The sequence below is a fragment of the Mesorhizobium metallidurans STM 2683 genome (genome assembly GCF_000350085.1).
Taxonomy (GTDB): Bacteria; Pseudomonadota; Alphaproteobacteria; order Rhizobiales; family Rhizobiaceae; genus Mesorhizobium; species Mesorhizobium metallidurans.
Genome location: NZ_CAUM01000126.1, coordinates 1 through 18,683 on the forward strand (window position 1 = coordinate 1; position 18,683 = coordinate 18,683).

General features: G+C 62.7%; 19 protein-coding genes. 7 read left to right on the plus strand and 12 right to left on the minus strand.

All coding sequences use genetic code 11. From position 1 onward, the window contains the following. Nucleotides 1–53 precede the first annotated feature (53 nt). A complete protein-coding gene (locus MESS2_RS20445; protein ID WP_008876345.1) occupies nt 54–554 on the minus strand; it encodes a (2Fe-2S)-binding protein in 501 nt (166 codons plus the stop codon). 204 nt (nt 555–758) lie between these two features. On the opposite strand from MESS2_RS20445, the gene MESS2_RS20450 reads away from it, so the two are divergent. Next, nucleotides 759–2,003 (plus strand): FIST signal transduction protein, encoded by a 1,245-nt coding sequence (locus MESS2_RS20450; RefSeq protein WP_008876346.1) that lies wholly within the window; start codon nt 759–761, stop codon nt 2,001–2,003. A gap of 9 nt (nt 2,004–2,012) precedes the next feature. Further along, the gene (locus MESS2_RS20455; RefSeq protein WP_008876347.1) at nt 2,013–3,353 is read left to right on the plus strand and encodes a hybrid sensor histidine kinase/response regulator; all 1,341 of its coding nucleotides are present in this window, start codon (nt 2,013–2,015) and stop codon (nt 3,351–3,353) included. On the opposite strand, the gene MESS2_RS20460 is transcribed toward MESS2_RS20455, so the two are convergent. Next, nucleotides 3,350–3,736 (minus strand): VOC family protein, encoded by a 387-nt coding sequence (locus MESS2_RS20460; RefSeq protein WP_008876348.1) that lies wholly within the window; start codon nt 3,734–3,736, stop codon nt 3,350–3,352. The two genes, MESS2_RS20455 and MESS2_RS20460, sit on opposite strands and share 4 nt — an antisense overlap. A gap of 41 nt (nt 3,737–3,777) precedes the next feature. Next, nucleotides 3,778–4,458 carry a response regulator gene (locus MESS2_RS20465; RefSeq protein ID WP_008876349.1) on the minus strand — a complete coding sequence of 227 codons (681 nt, stop codon included), beginning with the start codon at nt 4,456–4,458 and terminating at the stop codon, nt 3,778–3,780. Nucleotides 4,459–4,668: 210 nt separating this feature from the next. Between MESS2_RS20465 and maiA the strand changes: the two genes are divergently transcribed. Further along, nucleotides 4,669–5,319, plus strand: a complete 651-nt coding sequence (maiA, locus tag MESS2_RS20470; protein WP_008876351.1) for a maleylacetoacetate isomerase — start codon at nt 4,669–4,671, stop codon at nt 5,317–5,319. 34 nt (nt 5,320–5,353) lie between these two features. Next, nucleotides 5,354–6,397 carry a zinc-dependent alcohol dehydrogenase family protein gene (locus MESS2_RS20475; protein ID WP_008876352.1) on the plus strand — a complete coding sequence of 348 codons (1,044 nt, stop codon included), beginning with the start codon at nt 5,354–5,356 and terminating at the stop codon, nt 6,395–6,397. Between the two features lie 12 nt (nt 6,398–6,409). Here MESS2_RS20475 and MESS2_RS20480 read toward each other — a convergent pair whose 3' ends face one another. Continuing rightward, on the minus strand, nt 6,410–7,303 hold the full coding sequence (locus tag MESS2_RS20480) for a DMT family transporter (protein WP_008876353.1): 894 nt from the start codon (nt 7,301–7,303) through the stop codon (nt 6,410–6,412). 107 nt (nt 7,304–7,410) lie between these two features. On the opposite strand from MESS2_RS20480, the gene MESS2_RS20485 reads away from it, so the two are divergent. Beyond that, nucleotides 7,411–8,820, plus strand: coding sequence for an aminotransferase-like domain-containing protein (locus MESS2_RS20485; RefSeq protein WP_008876354.1), 1,410 nt, complete (start codon nt 7,411–7,413; stop codon nt 8,818–8,820). A 21-nt stretch (nt 8,821–8,841) separates the two neighbouring features. On the opposite strand, the gene MESS2_RS20490 is transcribed toward MESS2_RS20485, so the two are convergent. The 3 genes from MESS2_RS20490 to MESS2_RS20500 form a co-directional block, all read right to left on the minus strand. Next, entirely contained in the window at nt 8,842–9,339 is a 498-nt protein-coding gene (locus MESS2_RS20490; RefSeq protein WP_008876355.1) for a MaoC family dehydratase, read from the minus strand. Between the two features lie 180 nt (nt 9,340–9,519). Beyond that, nucleotides 9,520–9,948 carry a phasin family protein gene (locus tag MESS2_RS20495; protein ID WP_008876356.1) on the minus strand — a complete coding sequence of 143 codons (429 nt, stop codon included), beginning with the start codon at nt 9,946–9,948 and terminating at the stop codon, nt 9,520–9,522. Between the two features lie 116 nt (nt 9,949–10,064). Further along, nucleotides 10,065–11,363: a DUF445 domain-containing protein gene (locus MESS2_RS20500; protein WP_008876357.1), complete on the minus strand. Its 1,299-nt coding sequence runs from the start codon at nt 11,361–11,363 to the stop codon at nt 10,065–10,067. A gap of 291 nt (nt 11,364–11,654) precedes the next feature. On the opposite strand from MESS2_RS20500, the gene rirA reads away from it, so the two are divergent. After that, on the plus strand, nt 11,655–12,116 hold the full coding sequence (gene rirA / locus MESS2_RS20505; RefSeq protein ID WP_008876358.1) for an iron-responsive transcriptional regulator RirA: 462 nt from the start codon (nt 11,655–11,657) through the stop codon (nt 12,114–12,116). A gap of 6 nt (nt 12,117–12,122) precedes the next feature. Here the strand turns inward: rirA and MESS2_RS20510 are convergent, their stop codons facing one another. Genes MESS2_RS20510 through hemP form a run of 5 tightly spaced genes read right to left on the minus strand, consistent with a single transcriptional unit; the run spans nt 12,123 to nt 16,244 of the window. Beyond that, nucleotides 12,123–12,911: a heme ABC transporter ATP-binding protein gene (locus tag MESS2_RS20510; protein WP_040593591.1), complete on the minus strand. Its 789-nt coding sequence runs from the start codon at nt 12,909–12,911 to the stop codon at nt 12,123–12,125. 10 nt (nt 12,912–12,921) lie between these two features. Beyond that, nucleotides 12,922–14,025 carry a FecCD family ABC transporter permease gene (locus tag MESS2_RS20515; RefSeq protein WP_008876360.1) on the minus strand — a complete coding sequence of 368 codons (1,104 nt, stop codon included), beginning with the start codon at nt 14,023–14,025 and terminating at the stop codon, nt 12,922–12,924. Between the two features lie 10 nt (nt 14,026–14,035). Next, nucleotides 14,036–14,932, minus strand: coding sequence for a heme/hemin ABC transporter substrate-binding protein (locus tag MESS2_RS20520; RefSeq protein ID WP_008876361.1), 897 nt, complete (start codon nt 14,930–14,932; stop codon nt 14,036–14,038). A gap of 5 nt (nt 14,933–14,937) precedes the next feature. After that, a complete protein-coding gene (locus MESS2_RS20525; protein ID WP_008876362.1) occupies nt 14,938–15,999 on the minus strand; it encodes a hemin-degrading factor in 1,062 nt (353 codons plus the stop codon). 38 nt (nt 16,000–16,037) lie between these two features. After that, nucleotides 16,038–16,244 (minus strand): hemin uptake protein HemP, encoded by a 207-nt coding sequence (gene hemP / locus MESS2_RS20530; RefSeq protein WP_008876363.1) that lies wholly within the window; start codon nt 16,242–16,244, stop codon nt 16,038–16,040. 200 nt (nt 16,245–16,444) lie between these two features. Here hemP and MESS2_RS20535 point away from each other — a divergent pair, with 200 nt between their 5' ends. Further along, nucleotides 16,445–18,679, plus strand: a complete 2,235-nt coding sequence (locus MESS2_RS20535) for a TonB-dependent hemoglobin/transferrin/lactoferrin family receptor (protein ID WP_051069134.1) — start codon at nt 16,445–16,447, stop codon at nt 18,677–18,679. The last annotated feature ends 4 nt before the right edge of the window (nt 18,680–18,683 follow it).

Sequence of the window (18,683 nt, forward strand, 5' to 3'; positions counted from 1 at the left end):
CCTTAGTGGGTGATTGGAGCCTGAACCAGACTATTCACCATTCACCATTGACTTCACGCTGCTTGCTTGGCCTTGCCCTTCGCTCCCTTGGACATCGTCGCCGATGCGGCAAGGATCGCCTTGACGATGTTGTGGTAGCCGGTGCAGCGGCAGATATTGCCTTCGAGCTCGACCCGCACCGTGGCCTCGTCGAGACCTTCGGGGTGGCGGTTGATCATGTCTGTCGCCGCCATGATCATGCCCGGCGTACAGAAACCGCATTGCAGCCCGTGATGCTCCTTGAACGCCGCCTGCACCGGATGCAGGTCAGCACCGTTGGCCAGACCTTCGATCGTGACGATGGTGGAGCCGGAAGCCTGCACCGCCAGCATCGTGCAGGATTTGACCGCCTTGCCATCCACATGAACCACGCAGGCACCGCATTGCGAGGTGTCGCAACCGACATGCGTGCCGGTGAGGCCGAGATTCTCCCGCAGGAAATGAACCAGCAGCGTGCGATCTTCGGCGACGCCGCCGACCCGCTTTCCGTTCACCGTCAACGATACTTCCGACATGAAACCTCCCTGGGTATTTACCTTGGTCGTTCCGTCGCCGATGCGGCCCGAGCGCTCCGGCTGTTCGCTCTTCCTCCACCCGTGTAACACACGGAAAAAGCGGCTCGAAATCCCGAAGTCGTGAGAATGCAGTTCGCCCGAAAGTCCGCATATTGTACTTTCGGTCACGCCGGCTCATTGCCAAAGCGTCGCTTCAAGACAACAATGGTTCGATGCCCCCGCGCCTCAAGCAAACAAAAGAGTCGCGAACAAGGAGAGCGTCGGAGGAACAGGAGGAAGCCGCTGGCCAGTTCACGGACGCGCTATGCATGCGGCCTGTCGGCGCTCACCACCGACAAGCCCGACTCCGATGCGTTCGCCCGGGCGGTGGCACAGGAAGCCGCCGCCATCGATGCCGGCTTCGCCCTGCTCTTCTTCTCGCAAAGCCTTGTCGAGGCGGCTGCCCTGGCGGATGCGCTGAAGACCCATGCGCCAGCGCTAAATTATGCCGGCTGCTCGACCGCCGGCGAAATCACGCCGCAGGGGCTGGAGGACGGCCATATCCTGGCGATGCTGCTTCCCTCCTCATCGTTCTCGGTGGCCAGCACCATGGTCGAAAATTTGTCCTCGTCGGGCATGGACAAGATCACCGGCGAAGTCGAGATGCTCAGGCGTTCGCTGCGCGGGAGCAGGCCCGAGCGGGCCAAAAGCACCTTCGCGCTCTGCTTCATCGACGGCCTGTCCTACGCCGAGGAAGCGGTAACCTCGGCTATCCATTGGGGCCTCGACGACATTCCGCTGATTGGCGGATCGGCCGGCGATGATCTCAAATTCGAGACGACGCGGCTGATCTCGAACGGCAAGGTCGCCTCCGACAGCGCCATCATCGTGCTGATCGCCACCGAAATTCCTTTCCACGTCTTCAAGACCGACAATTTCGTTCCCACCGATGAGAAGCTCGTGGTGACGGCGTCCGATCCCGATCGTCGCATCGTGCGCGAATTCAACGCCATCAATGCGGCGGAGGAATACGCCGCTTCTGTCGGCATCGTCGCGCAGACGCTGACGCCGCTGAGTTTCGCCTCGCATCCGGTGGTGGTGAAGGTTGGCGGCGAATATTACTGCCGCTCGATCCAGAGGATGCATCCGGACGGCTCGCTGTCGTTCTTCTGCGCCATCGACGATGGCGTCGTCCTTTCCATCGCCCAGCCCAAGGATATGGTAGAAGCGACGCGTGCCGCCCTGAGGGACGTCGAGGACAGGTTGGGCGGCATCGACATGATCCTTGGCTTCGACTGTGTACTGCGCCGGCTCGACGCCCGCAACCGGCAGGTCTTTCGCGATATTTCGGAACTCTACCGGGTCAACAATGTCATCGGCTTCGGCACCTATGGCGAACAATACCGGTCGATGCATCTGAACCAGACATTTACCGGCATCGCCTTCGGCGAGCGCCAGGCGGCGGAGTAGGAAATCCGCATGCCGCTAAGGGACATCACCGACCTGGAGAAGCTGAAGAAGATCAACGCCGCCCTGGTCAGCCGCGTCGAGCGGTCGATGGACCAGCAGGGCAACGCCTTCTCGCTGTTCCAGACCGCGATTTCGCTCGAGAATCGCGTGCGTACGCGCACTGAGGAACTTCATTCGACCTTGCGCCGGCTGGAGCAGTCGAACATCGATCTCAGTGCCGCCAAGGAAAACGCCGAGTTGGCGAACCTGTCCAAGACCAGGTTTCTGGCAGCCGCCAGCCACGACGTGCTGCAGCCGCTGAACGCCGCACATCTGTCCGTCTCGGCGCTCGCCGAGGTGCAGACCTCCGACGAAGGCAGGAAGCTGGTCCGGCAGGTCGAGCGGTCGCTGGAGACGATGGAGGATCTGCTCCGCACCTTGCTTGACATTTCCAAGCTCGACGCCGGCGTCGTGCAGCCCGACATCGGCGACGTCAATCTGGAAACACTGTTTTCCTCGCTGCGCTCGGATTTCCTGCCGGTCGCCGATATGAAGGGGCTGACGCTGAAGTTCCGGCCGGTCAACGAACTCGTGCGTTCGGACCGTACCTTGCTGCGCCGCATCCTGCAGAACATCCTTTCCAACGCGCTGCACTACACCCGCTCCGGCGGCGTGCTGGTCGGCACCAGGCATCGCGGCGACACGATCCGCATCGATGTCGCCGATACCGGCTGCGGCATCCCCGACGACCAGCGCGAGGCCGTATTCGAGGAATTCCACCGCGGCACGATCCCGGCTGATGCCGGACTTGCCGGCGGCGGGCTGGGACTGGGCCTGGCCATCGTGCGTCGCATCGCAGCCGCACTCGGCCATCCCGTGACGTTTTCCTCGAAGGTCGGCCATGGCACGATCTTCCATATAGACGTTCCGGTCGGCATTGGCGCGACGGCCGACGCCATCGCCAACGCGGCCGACATGGAGCGGCCCCGCGGCTACGGCCTGTTCGGCACAAAAGTGCTGCTGGTCGAAAACGACGCCGAGGTGTTGCAGGCGATGACGTCCCTGCTCGAACGCTGGCAATGCCTGGTGCGCGCCGCCACCTCGACCGACGATGCGCTCGACCTGCTCGGCGACACCGCCTGGGTCCCTGATATCGTCATCGCCGACCAGCATCTCGACGGCGGCGACCTCGGCACCGCCACCGTCGCCGAGGTCCGCGACTATCTCGGCCGCGCCGTACCGGCGCTGATCGTCACCGCCGACGGTTCGGAGGCCATTGCGAAAGCCGCCCGCGCGGCCGGCATCGAACTGATGCGCAAGCCGCTGAAACCAGCACAATTGAGGGCGTTGCTCGCGCATCTGCTCGCTTAGATATTTTTCAGCTGGTTGCTGACTTCGACCAGGTTCCCGTCAGGGTCTTTGAAATAGACCGACAAGATGGTGCCGACTGCCCCAGAACGTTCGCCAGGCCCGGCGACGATCTCGATGCCTTCCGCCGAGAGCTGCCTCACCACCTCGTCGATCGGCGTATCGGTGAGCACGCAGAAATTGCCGCTGCCCGGCACGGTGTCACGCGCGATGTCGGGAAAGGCGCGTGCGTCCTGAAGACTGATTTTATTGGCGCCGAAATGCAACGACCATTTGCCGGGCCGCTCCTGTCGCGGCTCCATGCCAAGCACCCGTTCGTAGAAGCGGCAGGCGCGCTCGACATTATCGACCGCGAGAACGATATGATCGAGCGCTGTGGCTTTCATCGTGCCCGTCCTGTCGCGCGAACGTCCATCCGCGGCCGATGCTAAAACCCCGCCTGATCGCGAAACAGCTCCGCATTGTCCAACTTCGAAACCTCGATCACCGCTTGCGTGCGGCTGTAGACGTTGAGCTTGCGCAAAATCTCGGAGACATGCGCCTTGACCGTGGTTTCGCCGACCTGCAGCTCGTAGGCGATCTGCTTGTTGAGCAGGCCCTGGCGCAGCATCTGCAACACCCGGAGCTGCTGCGGCGTCAGCTTGGCGAGACGCTGCACCATCTCGGCGCGGTCGGCGCTGTCGGCGGCGGGTGCCTGGCTTTCGTAGGTTTCGGGCACATAGATCGCGCCTTCCATCACCGAGCGGATAGCTGCCGCCAGATCGCTCTTGCGTGCCGATTTGGGGATAAAACCTGCAGCCCCATAGGACAGCGCCTCGGAAATGATCCTGGGCTCTTCATAGCCCGAAACGATGACCACCGGCAGGCGCGGATAACGGGTCCGAAGCTGCAGCAGCCCTTCAAAACCATGCACATCGGGCATACTGAGGTCGAGCAAGGCAAGATCGAAGGGTTTGGCATCCGCCAGAAGCTCAAGCGCCTCGGCGATGGTGCGCGCCTCCACCGTGTCGACTTCCGGATAGGCCATCTGCACGGCGCTGTGCAGCGCCTCGCGAAACAGCGGATGGTCGTCGATGATCAAGAACCGGGCGCGATCACTGGCTGTCATGGGGCTGCGGTCATGTGGCTGCTGTCACTTGGGCTCGTTTCAGTTTCCTCCGGCACAGGATAGCCCCGCGACCATGGCCAGATTATTGCCAAATAGTACATCGCAGTGACGCCTAAAGCACATCGCGTTTGAATGGATTTTGCGATGCAATAGCTTGCCCGACCACCCAAATCGGTCGAATGTGCCGCCAGCAATCGAAGCCGTGACCTGATGAGCGACATCGTCCTTCATAATTACTACCGCTCCTCCACCTCCTACCGCGTGCGGATCGCACTGGAGATGAAGGGGCTGAACTACGAGTATGTGCCACACCACCTGCGGCACGGCGAGCACCTGGAGCCAGCCTATCTCGCGGTCAACCCGCAGGGGCTGGTGCCGGCGCTGATCCTGGGCGACGGCAAGTTGCTGACGCAATCGCTGGCTATCATCGAATTCCTTGACGAAACCAACCCCGAGCCGCCGCTGCTGCCGAAGGATGCGCTGGGACGCGCGCGCGTCAGGATGCTGGCGCAGATGATCGCCTGCGACATCCATCCCGTGAACAATCTGCGCGTGCTGACCTCGCTTCGCATCCTGTTCGGCGCCGGCGACCAGGATGTCGTCAACTGGTTCCGGCACTGGGTGAACGAGGGTTTCCAGCCAATTGAGAAGATCCTGGCTTCGTCGCCGGAAACAGGAGCGTTCTGCCATGGCGACACGCCGAGCCTGGCCGACATCTGCCTGGTCGCCCAGATCGCAAGCAATGCCCGTTTCGGCGTCGACTTGACGCCCTACCCGACAATCTCGCGCATCCACGCCGCCTGCATGTCACTGCCGGCCTTCCAGAAGGCGGCGCCTGAGAACCAGATCGATGCCGAGTAGAGAGGCTGCTCGGTAAAAGCATGAGGAATCGCCTATGAAAGCCGTCGTCTTCGAAAAGTTCGGCGAGGCGCCGACCATCCAGACCGTTGCCGATCCGACGCCGGCACAGGGCGGCGTCGTCATCAAGGTCGAGGCGACAGGGCTCTGCCGCAGCGACTGGCACGGCTGGATGGGCCACGACGATGGCATCCGCCTGCCGCACGTACCGGGCCACGAGCTTGCCGGTGTCGTGGTCGCCACCGGCAAGCAGGTGACCCGCTGGAAACCCGGCGAGCGTGTCACCGTGCCGTTCGCCGTCGGCTGCGGCCGCTGCTTCGAATGCACGTCCGGCAACCATCAGGTCTGCGAGCACCAGTTCCAGCCCGGCTTCAGCGCCTGGGGCTCGTTCGCCGAATATGTCGCCATCGACCATGCCGACACCAACCTCGTGCGCTTGCCGGACAAGATGGAGTTCGCCACCGCCGCCAGCCTCGGCTGTCGTTTCGTGACGTCGTTCCGCGCCATCGTCGACCAGGGCCGGGTGACGCCGGGCGAATGGGTGGCCGTGCATGGCTGCGGCGGCGTCGGCCTGTCGGCGATCATGATCGCCAGCGCCATGGGCGCCAACGTCATTGCCATCGACCTGACCGACGAGAAGCTCGATTTCGCCAGCAAGATCGGCGCCGTGGCGACGATCAATGCCTCTAAGACACCGAATGTGGTCAAGGCGGTCAAGCAGATCACCAATGGCGGGGCGCATATGTCGATGGACGCGCTCGGCCATCCTACCACCTCGTTCAACTCGATCGCCAATTTGCGTCGGCGCGGCCGCCATGTGCAGGTCGGACTGATGCTCGGCGATCACGCCAGGCCGCAGATACCGATGGACAAGGTGATCGCCTTCGAGCTCGAAATCCGCGGCAGCCACGGCATGCAGGCCTACCGCTACCAGGCGATGATGGAGATGATCCGCACCGGCAAGCTCAAGCCTGAACTTTTGGTCGGTAAGAGGATCAGTCTCGAGGAGGCGCCGGCAGCGCTGATGGCGATGGGCGGGTTCGAAGGCATAGGCATCGGCGTGGTCACGAAGTTCCAGTAACGGACGGGACGGTCACTCCGCAGCCACCTCTTGATGCGCATTCTGCTTCGCGAACCTCTTCGCCCCAACGACGCAAAACACCACGGCGACCGTGACGGCGATCATCACAGGACTGACCTGCTCATGCAGCAGCGTTGCCGCCAGCGCGAGGCCGAAGAAGGGCTGCAGGAGTTGCAACTGCCCCACGGCAGCAATGCCGCCCAGCGCCAGCCCGCGATACCAGAAGACAAAGCCGATCAGCATGCTGAACAGTGAGACATAGCAGAGGCCGATCCAGGCGTTGATACCGACGCCGTCAAACGAAGCCGGCTTGGTCATCAGCGTCAGCGTAAGCATCGCCGGCAGCGACAGCACCAGCGCCCAGCAGATCACCTGCCAGCCGCCGAGCCGACGCGACAGTGCGGCTCCTTCGGCATAGCCAAGACCGCATGCGACGATGGCGGCAAGCATCAAACTATCGCCCAGCGGCGAGGCCGCTCCGCCCTGCGCCAGCGCAAAGCCGGCCACAAGCGCGCTGCCAAGGCACGAAAACAGCCAGAAAGCCGGTCTTGGGCGATCGCCGCCGCGAATGACGCCAAAGATCGCGGTCGCCAGCGGCAACAGGCCGACGAAGATGATGGAGTGAGCCGAGGTGACGTGTTTCAGCGCCAGCGCGGTCAGCAAGGGAAAACCGACCACAACACCGAGCGCCACGATGATTAGGGAAAACAGGTCACCACGCTGCGGACGCTCGGCGCGCAAAACGATGAGCAACACAAGGCCGAGGATACCGGCCGTCGCGGCGCGGGCCGCGGTCAAGAAGATCGGGTCGAAATCCATCACGGCTACGCGTGTAGCCGGAAGCGAGCCGCTGAAAATCAGCACGCCTATGAAGCCGCTCACCCAGCCGCTCGCCGTCTTGTCCATTAAACGCTCCCAATGTTCTCGCTCTCTATCGGGCCAAGACATGTGGCATCACCAGAGACAATGCAGTACAATTCCAAGAAACTGTCATGATATAGCGAGCAGTACGGATGGATGAACTGACGACGGAAAGCCGGAACAACGGGACGCTTGTCGAAAGCGTCATGGCAACGATCAGGCACCGGATCGCCGCACGGGTCCTGACACCGGGAGCACGGCTGCCGTCGATCCGCGCCTTTGCCAAGAGCATGCAGGTTTCCAAATCCACCGTGGTCGACGCTTATGAGCGTCTTGCCGCCGAGGGGGATATCCGTTCGCGGCCGGGTTCGGGTTATTATGCCGCCGGGCCAATTGCGCCTTTGTCATTGGCCGAGATCGGTCCCCGGCTCGACCGGGCGGTCGATCCGCTCTGGGTTTCGCGCCAATCCCTGGAGGCGGGCGAGGACGTGTTGAAGCCAGGTTGCGGCTGGCTGCCGGCCTCGTGGATGCCGGAGGGTGGCCTGCGCCGGGCGTTGCGGACGGTGGCGCGGGCCGATGCCGCTACGTTGGCGGATTACGGTACTCCGCTCGGATTGCCGCCGCTGCGTCATCTGCTGACGCGGCGCCTTGCAGCGCAAGGCATCGACGCCTCTCCCGAACAGATCATGCTGACGGAATCGGATACGCAAGCCATCGACCTCCTGTGCCGGTTCCTGCTTGAGCCAGGCGACGCGGTGCTGGTGGATGATCCCTGTTATTTCAATTTCCATGCTTTGTTGCGCGCCCACCGGGTCAAGGTTGTCGGCGTTCCCTACACACCGTCTGGGCCGGATATCGAGTTGTTCGCGCAGGCGCTGGCCGAGCACGGGCCGCGTCTCTACATCACCAATTCCGCCATTCATAACCCGACAGGCGCGATCCTGTCTCCGGTCGTCGCCCACCGCCTGCTCAAGCTCGCCGATCAATCGGGGCTGACGATCATCGAGGACGATATTTTTGCCGATTTCGAACATACGCCCGCTCCCCGGCTTGCGGCATTCGATGGTCTCGACCGGGTTGTCTATATCGGCAGCTTCTCCAAGACGCTTTCAGCGTCGATACGCTGTGGCTTCATCGCCGCGCCCCGGCGCTGGATGGAGGGATTGACCGATCTCAAGATCGCCACGTCCTTTGGCAACGGGCGGCTCGCATCCGAACTGGTGCTGACGCTGTTGAAGGACGGACTCTATCGCAAGCACATGGATTTGCTGCGGGCACGGCTTTCGCGCGCCATGGCCGAAACAACCAACCGCCTGAGAGCCATCGGCATCACGCCATGGATAGACCAGCCGGCAGGCATGTTTCTGTGGTGCAGCCTGCCCGAGGGGATGGATGCCGCCGATATCGCCCGATACGCCTTGTCGGCCAATATTGTGCTGGCGCCCGGCAATGCGTTCAGCCTGTCTCAATCGGCAAGCCGCTTCATGCGCTTCAACGTCGCGCAATCCAGCGATGAGCGTATCTTCAGGACGCTTGAAGCGGCTATGGCGCGTTGTGACTGACGGTCCGGGCTAGGTGCCGCCTCACGCCCCTGCCCGCCTCCGCCGCTCATACAGCATGACCAGCGTTTCGGCGGTCAGCGCGGGCTTCTGCTCGCCTTCGATCTCGACGGTGTTGGCGGCCTTCATCAGGTACTGGCCCGGCCCCCTGTCTTCCATGGACAGAAGCGTCGTGCGCAATCTGATGCGTGCGCCGACCCGGACCGGCGACAGGAAACGCACCTTGTCGAAGCCATAGTTGAATGCGGCCTGCGTGTTTTCCGGCACGATGCCCATGTCGAGCGCCAGCGCGCCGATGATCGACAGCGTCAGATAGCCATGCGCGATGGTGGTGCGGAACGGGCTTTGCCGCCTTGCCCGTTCTGGATCGACATGGATCCATTGATGGTCGCCCGTGCATTCGGCAAACTGGTCGATGCGGTTCTGGTCGACCGTCGTCCAGTCGGACACGCCAAGTTCCTGCCCGGCCATGGCCCTGAGCTGCTCATAGGTCGGCGGCGTCCTCGGCCGTGTTTCCGTCATTCCTGCTTTCCCGATCGCCTGCCCTGCCTCCGGACCACGAACCGGTCGCCTCTGTCAATTCGGCTTATGCGATTCCGTTCCGACTGTTCAGCCCAAATCATGCCGGGGCCTGTCCCTACGAACGGGAGCGGTTTGGCCAGCCAGGAGAAATCCGGCTCGACCGGTTTTGGCAGCGACCGACTACTTCTTCTCGTAGCCGGTGCGGATCTCCGCCATCGCCTCCTTGATGCGATCGCGCAGGATCTCGACCGATTCGGTGCCGGACTTCTTGACCAGTTCGGCGACCTCGCCGGCATTCTTCAGCGCGGTTTCGAAGGATTTCCTGGCGAATTCCGTTTGTTTCGTCACCAGCTCCTGCGGATTGCCCGGCGTCCGGTAGCTTTGCGCCATGTCGGTGATCTCGCGCAGCGTGTCCTGCAGCATCTCGCGCTGCCTGGACATAAGCGACTGCGCTCCGGCGGCACTTGCCCTGGCCGACTTTTCCAGGGCTTCGAGGTTTTTGCGATGATGGCTGAGGATCGCCTCGACATCGACGTTCGGCAACTTCAGGTCACGGCCGAAGCGGCCGAACATGTCCATGAAGGAGTCGGAATCGGGTTGCTTTGCCATGATGGTTCTCTCCCCTGTTGCCGCGAATGCGGCACCCGAAGAGAGAAGAATAGAGCACCGGAGCTTCGCGGTCCATTCGGACAGGCAATGAACGTTTCAAAGCCGTGCGCAGCGCCTCAGTTGACGAGAAACAGCCGCTCCGCCGTATAGAGCACGACGCCGGCAAGGCCGCCGATGACCATGCCGTTGAAACGGATATATTGCAGGTCCCTGCCGATGTTCATCTCGATCAGCCTGGTGAGCTGGGCAAGATCCCAGCGCTTGACCTGGTCGGCGATGAATTTCGACACGCCGCTCTTCTGGCTTTCGACGAAGGAGGCCAGCGCCACGATAAAACCCTGGTTCATGTCGGCCCTGATCTGCGGATCGCCCGCAAGATGGCGGCCAACCTCGACGAACATGTTGGCCAGATGAGCGCGGATCATCGAATTCTCCGCCTTGGCGTCCTGCTCGATGAACAGGCGCAGACTATCCCACATGTCGCCGGCCAGCGCCTTGAGCTCCGGCCGGGCGAGGAAATCGCGCTTCAGTTTCTCGGCGCGCCTTGCATATTGCTTGGATGTCCTCAGCCGCTCGACGAAGCTTTCCACGAAGCGGTCGAATTCGGCGCGCATCGGATGATCGGGATCGGCCCTCACCTCGTCGAGCAGCGAACCGGCTGACGCGACGATCTTCTTCAGGAGATAGGCATCGGCGCGAAACAGGTTGAACAGCGACGGCAATTCCTCGCGGATCTTCTCGCGCATCGTCGCCAGCGCCTCTTCATCGCTCAGGAACCGGCCGACCACCTTGGTGAACTCGTCGAACAGTTTCTGATGGCGGCGGTCGTCGGTCAGGGCCGACAGCAATTCGGCGGCGAGCGGCGCCAGCGGCACCTTTTCGACCTGTTCCAGCATGCGGCTGGTGACGAAGCCGCGCAGACCGGACTGCTCGATTGCCCCCAGCGTCTGAGGCACCAGACGGCCGACGAACCGCGACAGGCCGGCCGCCCGGTCGGCATCCGACAGCCAATCGGCGACGAGCGCGGAAAAGTCGACCTCGGCGAGCTTTTCCCGCACCGGTTCCTGCGCCAGGAAATTGACCTCGATGAAGCGGCCGAGATTGTCGGCGATGCGGTTCTGATTTTCAGGAATGATGGCGGTGTGCGGGATCGGCAGGCCAAGCGGCCGCTTGAACAGCGCCACCACCGCATACCAGTCCGCCAGGCCGCCGATCGTCGCAGCCTCGGCAAAGGCGGCGACAAAACCCAGCCACGCAAAGCGGCCCTCGAACGACTTGGCCACCGCAAAGATGACGACGCAGAGCGCTAGTGCAGCCGTAGCGAGAAATTTGGTGCGCCGGAGCGCCGAAAGCTTGGCGTACGCATCGGCGTCGGACCGGGCGACGGGCGCCAAAGCCTGGGCTGGTTGTGACATGGAACCGCTCCTGGTGGATCTCGCGGACTTACTTAGTAACCCGCCCAGCCGAATGCGCGCCACATTTCATCCCAGCCGTTTTGCGCGGCCGCGCACACAAAGTTGACGATAATATTCAACTATTATGCAGTCCTTGTCTGGAATTATTCCAAGGTATAGGCCATATTCACTGATGTCGCCTAAAGCTGAGCTGCGGTTTTGGGACAACGGCATGGACAAAGACAAGGCCTGAAGCGCGTCGCTCGTTGACGCGGCGTGTTTAGGGTCGAGCCACTGCTTCGCGAGGACAAAATGCGCCTGACACGCCAGACCAACTACGCCATGCGCATCCTGATGTATTGCGCCGCGAACACCGATCGGCTGAGCCGTATCCCAGAGATCGCCGCCGCCTATTCGGTATCCGAGCTTTTTCTGTTCAAGATCCTGCAGCCGCTGGTCGAGAATGGCCTGGTCGAGACGGTGCGCGGCAGGAACGGCGGCGTCCGGCTCGGCCGTGCAGCCGAGCAGATCAGCCTGTTCGACGTCGTGCGGGTAACCGAAGAGAGCTTTGCCATGGCGGAATGCTTCGAGAACGATGCCGCCGAATGCCCGCTGGTCGACAGTTGCGCGCTGAATTCGGCGCTGCGCGAGGCGCTCAACGCCTTCTTTGCCGTGCTTGAGCGCTATACGATCGCCGACATGGTGGCGGCACGACCGAATGTGCGACACCTGCTCGGCATCGACCTGCTGGAGCGCCGGGCGCCGGCCGCCTGATTTCTGTTACGCTGCCGATTGCGGCAGCACGAACGGCATATTCCCCTGCGGCAGCGCGCCGACCTTCAGCCGGCAGCCGAACACTTTTTCGATCAGATCGTCGCTCAGCACGTCCTGCGGGGAACCGTTGGCGGCAAGCCTGCCGCGATGCATGACGAAAATGCGGTCGGCATACATGGCCGTCAGATTGAGGTCGTGCAGGATGGCGACCACGCCGCCGCCCCTTCTGGCGAAATCGCGGGCAATGCCCATGATGATCAGCTGATGCTTGATGTCGAGGCTGGAAACCGGCTCGTCGAGGAACAGATAGCGCGGCTTGCCGTCGAGCACCGGCGCCCAGACCTGGCAGAGCACGCGGGCAAGCTGCACGCGCTGCTGCTCGCCGCCCGAAAGCTCCTGGTAGAAACGGCCGGCAAAGCCATCGAGATCGACACGCGACAACGCCCGTTCAGGCAGGTGCTCGTCCTCGCCGGGCAGTACGCCGGAGCGTCCGCCGACCAGGCCGAGCCTGACGATCTCGCGCACCGTGAAGGGGAAGGACAGCGTCGTCGCCTGTGGCAGCACGGCACGCACTGTCGCAGCCTCGACCGGTTTCATCGCGGCAAGATCGCGGCCGTTGATGGCGATCTGGCCTGAATAGGCAAGATCGCCTGACAACGCCCTCAGGAAGGTCGTCTTGCCCGAGCCGTTGGGGCCGACGATCGCCGCGACTTCACCGGGCCGCATGTCGAAATCGACATTGGCGACGATGCGCTTGCCCCCAATCGCCACCGAAACATCCCGCGCTTCGATCATGAAACCCATCTCACAGGTCGACGACGCCGCGCTTGCGCAGCAGTATCCAGAGGAAGAACGGCGCGCCGGCGATCGCGGTGACGATGCCGATCGGCAGTTCGGCCGGGGCCACGATGGTGCGCGCGACGGCATCGGCCAAAAGCAGCAGGCAGGCGCCGAGCAGCGCTGATGCCGGCAGCAGATAGCGGTTGTCCGGGCCGATCGCCAGGCGCAGCAAATGCGGCACGACGATGCCGACGAAGCCGATGCCGCCGCTGACGGCGACGGACGCCCCGACCGCAGCCGAAACGCCGACGATCGCCGTGTATTTCAGCCTTTGCACCGGGATACCGAGATGGCCGGCGGTGGCTTCGCCGAGCGCCAGTGCATTGAGGCCGCGCGCCAGGAACGGCATCGCCGCCAGCGCCAGCACGATGATCGGCCCGACCGAACCGATCTTCTGCCAGGTCGCGCCGGCGAGCGAGCCGAGTTGCCAGAAGGTCAGATCGCGCAGCTGCCGGTCGTCGGCCATGAAGATAAGGATACCGGTCAGCGCCATGGCGAGCGCCGCCAGCGCGATGCCGGCCAGCAGCATGGTGGCGACCGAGGTTCGGCCATGCCTGGTGGCGACCTGGTAGAGCACCAGTGTCGTCGCCAGCCCGCCGCAGAATGCCGCCAGCGGCAAGGCAAGCGTGCCCAGCGCCGACGTGAACGGCGCCAGCACCGTGGCGCCAAGCACGATGACGGCCACCGCGCCAAGGCTCGATCCGGCCGACACGCCGATGAGGCCGGGGTCGGCCAGCGGATTGCGGAACAGCCCTTGCATGACCGCGCCGGAGACGGCGAGCGCGGCGCCGATCAGCACGCCAAGGATTACGCGCGGCAGACGGATGTCGTAGACGATCAGCCGGTCGCGGGCGTTCAGCATCTCATTGCCGGGCGCAGCACCCACCAGCCAGTCGTGGACGACACCGACGGCCGACGCATCGGACGCGCCCGATGTCAGCGACAACAATACGACAAGGACAAGCCCCAGGCACAAAAACAGGATGACGATGCGGGCGCGTCCCGAACGGTCGCCTTCGGATGCAGTCGCCATAATGCCCGCCGCACCTGCGATCGATTGATCGGCCATCGGCGCTCGCTCAGTCCGTGACCTGCCCGCCATAAAGCGAGACGGCAAGATCATGGATGGCGTCGGCCGTGCGCGGCCCGAAGCCGAGCAGATAGCCGCCATCCATGCGGACCACCTTGCGGGCAACGCCCGCCGGCGTCGATGAAATGGACGGGCTGGCGAACAGCTGGTCGTCCGACACGGCCGGACCGGCATTGTTCATCATCAGGATCACGTCCGGCTTGGCGGTGATGATAGCCTCGTCGGACAATTGCTTGTAGCCGGAAAAACCGTCGATCGCATTGACGCCGCCGGAAAGCTTGATGATGCCGTCGGCGGCGGTCTGACTGCCGGCGGCGAGGATCTTGCCGCCCTGCAAAGACAGGATGAACAGGATGCGCTTGCGGTCCTTGATCGAAGCGGTCTGCTTTTCGGCGGCCTTCAGCTTGGCGTCGATCTCGGCTGCCAGCGCATCGGCCTTGGCGTCGGCGCCGAGCGCCTTGCCGACGATATGGATCTTTTCGAGTATGCCTTCACGATCGTAGCGCTCGGGCACCTCGATGAACGGGATGCTGGTCTTCTTCAGCACATCGACGGCCTCCTTCGGGCCGCTGCCGTGCAGCGCCAGGATGCCCGACGGATTGACCGAAAGCACACCTTCCGGCGAAAGCTGGCGCATATAGCCGACATCGGGCAGGCTGAGCGCCGCCTCGGGATAACGGCTGGTCGAATCGCGGGCGACCAGAAGCTTCTGCTCGCCGAGCGCAAAGACGATCTCGGTGATCGAGCCGCCGATGGCTGCGATCTTCGAATTGTCGGCAAAGACCGCTGGCTCTTCGGTGGCGTGGGCCGGCAGAAGGGCTGCGAAGGCCAGGGAAAGGCCGACCACCGGCGCAAGCGCCCGTTTGAAGAAAGAAACCATCGTCATCGTCCTCAGGCCGCGGTCGGGCTTGGAATGCGCGGCAGGTTTTCGGCCAGGAACCGCCAGTCCTCACGCTCGCTTTCGCCTTCATGGCGCTTGCCGAAGAACTGGATGATCATCTTGCCGTCGGCGCCATAGGCTTCGAGCGAGGTGACATGGCCGTCCTTGGTCGGCTTGCGCACGGCCCAGACCTCATGGATGTGGTCGGTCCGCAAATGCAGGTGGAAGGTCTCGTCCAGCACGTTGATCCAAGGCCCCATCGGCTTGATCGACTTGACCGGGCCGGAATGAATCTGGATGCAGCCGCGATTGCCGACAAAGCACATGATCGGCATCTCGCCCTCGGCGGCATGGTGGAACATGGCGCTGACGGCGTCATTGTCGAGCAGCCAGGCGTAATCCTGGCCGACCATGCGCATCGCCTGGCGGCGGTCGAGCTTCAGCGTCTTCAGCATGCCGAAGAATTGGTGCACGTCGGTCAGCCGGCTCCAGCGTTCACGCAAATCATCGACGCTTGCCGAAGCGTCCGGAGCCTCGGCCTCGTCTTCGAACCCGCTCCCTGAAACCGCAACGGTCGGTTCCTGGTTCGGCGATTCGAGCCCAGCAACCAGCTTCTGATAGGCATAGAGGTTGGATGCGGGCCTGAGATGCACCTTGTGCACCGCCTCGCCTGCGGCATCGAAGAACTGCAGGCTGTGCCTGATGTCACCGCCGTCGCGCTTTTCCACGGCGAAGCCGTGTGCCCAGACTTTCGGGAAGATGCGCAGGTCGATGTTCTCGCCAAGCACCATGGCATTGTGGTTGCCGGTGACGACCTTGTCGTAGACGCCGATCTTTTCGTGCACCGCGCTTTCGTTACGGGTCAGCGCCATGACCTCACCGACAGCCTCCAGCCCGGTCAAAAGGTCGTTGACGCGCGGCTCGACGCGGACGACGCCGTCGCCGCAATGCGCCGCGACCAGTTCGGCCTCCGAAATGCCGAGCTGGACGGCGAGATCGCGCTCGCGCATCTTCGGATTGTCCGCCCGCGCCCGCCGGATTTCATGCGGGGCGGGTTTTACGCGCTGGTCCATGTCTTAACACCTGATTGTCTTACCCATTCGCCTCGGGTCTACTTGTTGAGGATCAGCTTGCCCTGGCGGGTGATCTTCAGCCGGTAGAGCGCGCCATGGTGCTCGATGCCGATCTCGTGCTCGCCCTGGAACAGCGTGTTGCTGGAGAGCGTCCTCACGGCAAGCGGGACCCGGTCGAAACGAGCCGGATTGTCGTCGGAACGGCGGACGCGATAGCGAAAGTCACTGGGATTGTGCGTGTTCATTGGATCGATCCCTTTCCTGTGCCGGGCGTCTGGCTAGGCGTTGCGTAGATGCCGATTCATTTCTTGACTTGAATAATCATGTTTACTAGTCAGTGCAATACCGGAGTAAGTGAGTCAACATTTAAGACGCCGGACACGATCAAAAATGCCAGCGAGCGCCAAGCCAGCCAGCATCGAACCTGGATTTTTGGAGTTGGGGCATGGGGTTGGCGAATTGGGGACGGCTTGGTCTGGAAAATCCAGGCCCGGCGCATCGGTCGACGATAAGGAAAATGGCCGCATTGCTGGCCGGCGCGGCGGCGATCGGCTTGCTGACAGTACCCGCTGGCGCTCAACAGGCGACAGACGAACAGCAGACCGACCAGGCGAAGCAGACTGAAGCTGCCCAGGCGCCGGCGGGCGCGACGCTGCTCGACCAGATCCTGGTCGTCAGCCGCACCGGCGAGACGGCGATCGAGTCCCTGTCCTCTACCAGCCACGTCGACCAGGAGCAGCTGGACCGGCGCATGGCAACGACGCCAAATGACGTGTTCTTCGGCGTCCCGGGCATCACCATGCAGGCCGATGCGAGGCGCGTTAGCTCCAGCGTCAACATCCGTGGCTTGCAAGATCTCGGTCGCGTTCAGGTCATCGTCGATGGCGCAAGGCAGGACTTCCAGCGTTCCGGCCACGGCACGCAATCGACCTTCTGGATTGATCCCGAATTGTTGAAGTCCGCGGATGTGATCCGCGGGCCGGTCGCCAACACCTATGGCTCGGGCGCCATCGGCGGCGTCGTCTTCTTCGAGACCAAGGATGCGGACGACTTTCTTCGCGACGGCGAGACGTGGGCGGCATCCACGACCGGGCGCTATGAAAGCAATGGCAAGGGCTGGACGACCAGTGCCGCCGGCGCTTATCGCTTCAACGAAAATTGGGACGTGCTCGGCAACATCGTCTATCGCGACTATAACGACTACAAGGATGGCGGCGGCGACACGGTAAATGGCACTGGCTTCGACGTACTGAGCGGTCTTCTCAAGACAACCATCCGACCCAGCGAAAACAGTGAACTGAAGTTGGGCTGGAACGGCACCAGCGATAGCTGGCAGGAGACCAGCAGCGGCGTGCCGGTCTATGACGTCGATCTCAAGCAGAACACTTTCACCGGGCGTTACAACATCACCGACGATGTCAAGAGCTGGCTCGATCTGCACATCAACGCCTCCTACGGCAAGACGCAGCTGGACCAGACGAGCCTGATTGCGCTCAACCGCTACAACCCCTCTACCGGCCTGCCCATCCTCGTGCCAGCGGGCTCGCAGTCGACCTACGACATGGACACGGCCAGCATCGATATCTGGAACACGTCACGCTTCGAAACGGGTGATTTCGCCCACGAGCTGACCTATGGCGGCGACTGGGTGAGCGACGATGTCGACAACACAGGCGCGACGGGCAGCGACAGCTTCTACACGCCGTCCGGCAAGCGGCGGGTCTCGGGTGGCTACATTCAGGACAAGATCTCCTGGAACTGGCTGGAGATCGAGGCCGGCTTGCGCTACGACAGCTACAGCCTGAAGAGCGACGAAGGCAATACGTCCGGAGACCGCCTGTCACCCCGGATCACGGTCGGCGTCTCGCCGTTCGACAGCGCAGGGCTCGACGGATTGCAATTCTACAGCACGTACGCCGAAGGCTACCGCTCGCCTTCCATCACCGAAACCCTGATCAGCGGGATGCATCCGGCCGGCGTAGTCTTCCCGTTCCTGCCCAACCCCAATTTGAAGCCGGAAACCGGAAAAACCTGGGAAGCCGGCATCAACTACAAGACCAATGGGATCATCCAGTCCGACGACGCATTGCGCATCAAGGCCGCATACTTCCACAATGATGTCGATGACTATATCGGTTTGAATGACGATGTCGGCGTCGGCAACAACGGATGTCCCTACCTACCAGGCCTGCCACCGATCTGGGTTCCGGGCGGCTACTACATTCCCACTTGCGCTCAGTATCAGAACTTCGCCAACGCCAAGATCCAGGGCTTCGAATTCGAAAGCGTCTATGAGGCGGCATGGGGATTTGCCGGCCTTTCAGCCTCCTTCACCAACGGCCATACGGTGACTTACGAAGGCGTCCGCGAAGATCTTTCGACCATCCCCTCCTCCCAGGTCACGGCGCAGCTCGGCCTGCGTTTCCTCGAGGACAGACTCACCGTCGGCGGCGAGGTGCAATACAACGGCAAGCCGAAGGGCAACGCGGTGGCCAGGGACTATACGCTGGTCAACGCCTTCGCCAGCTACCAGGCGACCGACAATTTCAAGGTGGACTTCCGCGCCGACAATCTGTTCGATGTCAAATACGCCAACCCGTTGAACGGCAGCACGACAGTCGCGGTGTATGAACCCGGCGTCACGCTGAAGCTGGCGGCGACCATGCGGTTTGGAGGTTGATACC